The sequence below is a fragment of the Protofrankia sp. Cas8 genome (assembly GCF_963555845.1).
GTDB lineage: Bacteria > Actinomycetota > Actinomycetes > Frankiales > Frankiaceae > Protofrankia.
Map to the genome: position 1 here is coordinate 14,471 of NZ_CAUVXI010000121.1, position 2,342 is coordinate 16,812.

General features: G+C 66.5%; 3 protein-coding genes. 1 reads left to right on the plus strand and 2 read right to left on the minus strand.

Going from position 1 to position 2,342, the window contains the following annotated elements:
• Positions 1–2: 2 nt before the first annotated feature.
• Positions 3–1,472 (minus strand): polysaccharide deacetylase family protein, encoded by a 1,470-nt coding sequence (locus tag U9977_RS17015; protein WP_322750257.1) that lies wholly within the window; start codon positions 1,470–1,472, stop codon positions 3–5.
• Between the two features lies 1 nt (position 1,473).
• On the opposite strand from U9977_RS17015, the gene U9977_RS17020 reads away from it, so the two are divergent.
• Complete coding sequence (locus U9977_RS17020; RefSeq protein ID WP_322750258.1) at positions 1,474–1,626, plus strand: hypothetical protein; 153 nt, start codon at positions 1,474–1,476, stop codon at positions 1,624–1,626.
• 166 nt (positions 1,627–1,792) lie between these two features.
• Here the strand turns inward: U9977_RS17020 and U9977_RS17025 are convergent.
• Positions 1,793–2,342: UDP-N-acetylglucosamine 2-epimerase (locus tag U9977_RS17025; protein ID WP_322750259.1), on the minus strand; the 550-nt coding region annotated here is incomplete at its 5' end.

Genomic DNA, 2,342 nt, shown 5'->3' on the forward strand with positions numbered 1-2,342 from the left:
GTTTAGACCGTGCCCGCCGCGACAAAGGTGTAGCCGAGCTTCTTTATCCCCGAAACGGTGTCGCGCAGGTACGCCTTTCCGTAATAGGCGTGGTAGAAGAAGCTCGCGAACCCGTCACGAATCACGAGGTTCCGCTTGGCTGCGTCGATCAGGTCGGCCGGCAGCCGGGCCGGGTGGTTGTTGAACGGCTCCGGCTCGATGTTCCCGATGTTCTCCGGGATGAGATAGGTGCCGTTCACGTCGGTGACCGGATATGGGAAGAACTGACCGGCGTACTTGGTGACGTCGACGGTCCCGCCGGCAAGCTGGTTACGGAAGTACAGGCGCCGGTCATAGCCCTTGGTGAACTTGGCGCGCACGGCGGCGTAGTCGGCGGCCGAGCCGGCGTAGTGCGGGAACTCGAACGTCGTCGGCACAGGCAGGCCGGCCGCGGTGAACGCGGTGGCGGCGCTGTTCATGCGCCCGGCTGCCCAGGCCTGGCTGTCCTCGGCCACCGGACCGTCGTAGACGACGTTGTTCAGGGCATCGATGTGCGCCCGGAAGAACTCGAAGTCATCGGCGCTGACAGCGTCGTATGGATTCGCCACGTTCGAGTACTGGTGGGTGTAGCCGTGCATGAGCAGTGTCCCGCCCTTGCTCACCATGTACTTCAGTGCGCTGACCACGTCAGGTGTGTTCGCCAGGGTGGTGTCGACCGGGGTGCCGTTGTTGTACACACCCTTCGGGTCCCGGTACCGCGGGTAGACCGCGACGGTAAACGGCACCTGGGCCGACGACAGGTAGTCGGCCACCGTACGCAGTTCGGCCGGGTCGGCGTCCGGTCCGACGTCCTCGATCCGGACGAGCGCGCGGTGCCGGGTCGCTGTGGCCGGGGCGAGGACGTCGAAGAAGAGGTCCGACAGGGCAAGGTATCGATCTGTCGCATCCGTGTAGGCATATGGGATCTCACCGATATAGGTGAGGTTGTTCGACCGCAAGGCCCAGGGGAAGGTCGTCCCGTCGGCGCGCACCGCCTGGGCGAGCACCGTCGCCTTCGTGGTGTCCACGCTGGCATAGGACATGATCCCGCTGCCGTTGGGGGTGTACCGGGTCAGGCTGGTGTTCTTGTAGCGGACCTCGGCGACGGAGGAGAAATCGAACTGCGACCAGTTCCAGCCGTACGTGGCGGCGAACGTCGGTGACTGCGCGGTCAGCTGCCAGATGTTGTCGTACATCCACACCACCGGGCGGGTACCACCCAGCACGTCGGTGAGGAAAGCGGTGGGCACCTGCTCGTCGTAGGTGGAGCCGACGTAGACGACCGCCTTGTAGTTCGCCATCTCACCGGCCGTGTATGCGGCCACCGGATGCGCCTTCCAGGTACCGAAGTGGGACACGAGGTTCGCCGTCTGCATGGCGTACTGCTCGCCGAGCCAACCCCACTGGCCCGTGGTGTCGTACAGAATCAACGTTCCGGAAGGAGTTGTCGCCACCGTGGTGACGGCAGCCGACTGGATGCGCAACGCCGAGGTGGTGGCCGCCGGACGGATCGTCCCCGACGCAGCGGAATCGGAAGTGGAGCTCACCGGCCGGGGCCCGCGGCGAGGGGGTGAGGTGGACGGTGGGGGCGGTGGCGCGATCAGCTGACCGTCGGCCAACACCTGCGCATCGCTGTGATGCTGCGATGCTCCCCTGGAATGCGGCCGCTGCGCAGTTGCCGCCGTGGCCGTACTGACCAGGCCCGCAACAAGCGCCAGAACGGCAACTAAGATCGCTGCTACGGAGCCGCGGAATCGGCGGGTTCGCATCTACATCACGTCCTTTCGGGATGGATCTGGTTGACCTGGACAGGCTGATGATCATCCGTGGCACCCGTGGACGCACGGCTGGCGGAGCGGCCCACCGCAGTGCGAGCCTGGCGTGGCACACCGATGGTCGCCGGGCCGACCGGTGGACGGAACCGGGGCACGAACTCGTCGACCGGCGGACCCAAACCGAAGTAGTGCGCCAGCGCCGCAACGCTGCGCCGCGCCGCGCCGCCGTCGCCGTACGGGTTCACCGCTTCCGCCATTGCCGCGTACGCAGCCGGCTCATCAAGGAGCCGACCGACGCCGTCGACGATGCGGCGGGGGTCCGTGCCGACCAGTGCCACCGTCCCGGCATCCACGCCTTCGGGCCGCTCGGTGTTGTCCCGCATGACGAGCACCGGTTTGCCGAGACTTGGCGCCTCTTCCTGGACTCCCCCGCTGTCGGTGAGCACAATGGTGGCGCGACTCATCAGGTGGGCGAAGGCGGTGTAGTCGGCCGGATCGGAGACAACCACGTTCGTCAGGCCGCTGACGGCGGGCATGATTGCCGCACGC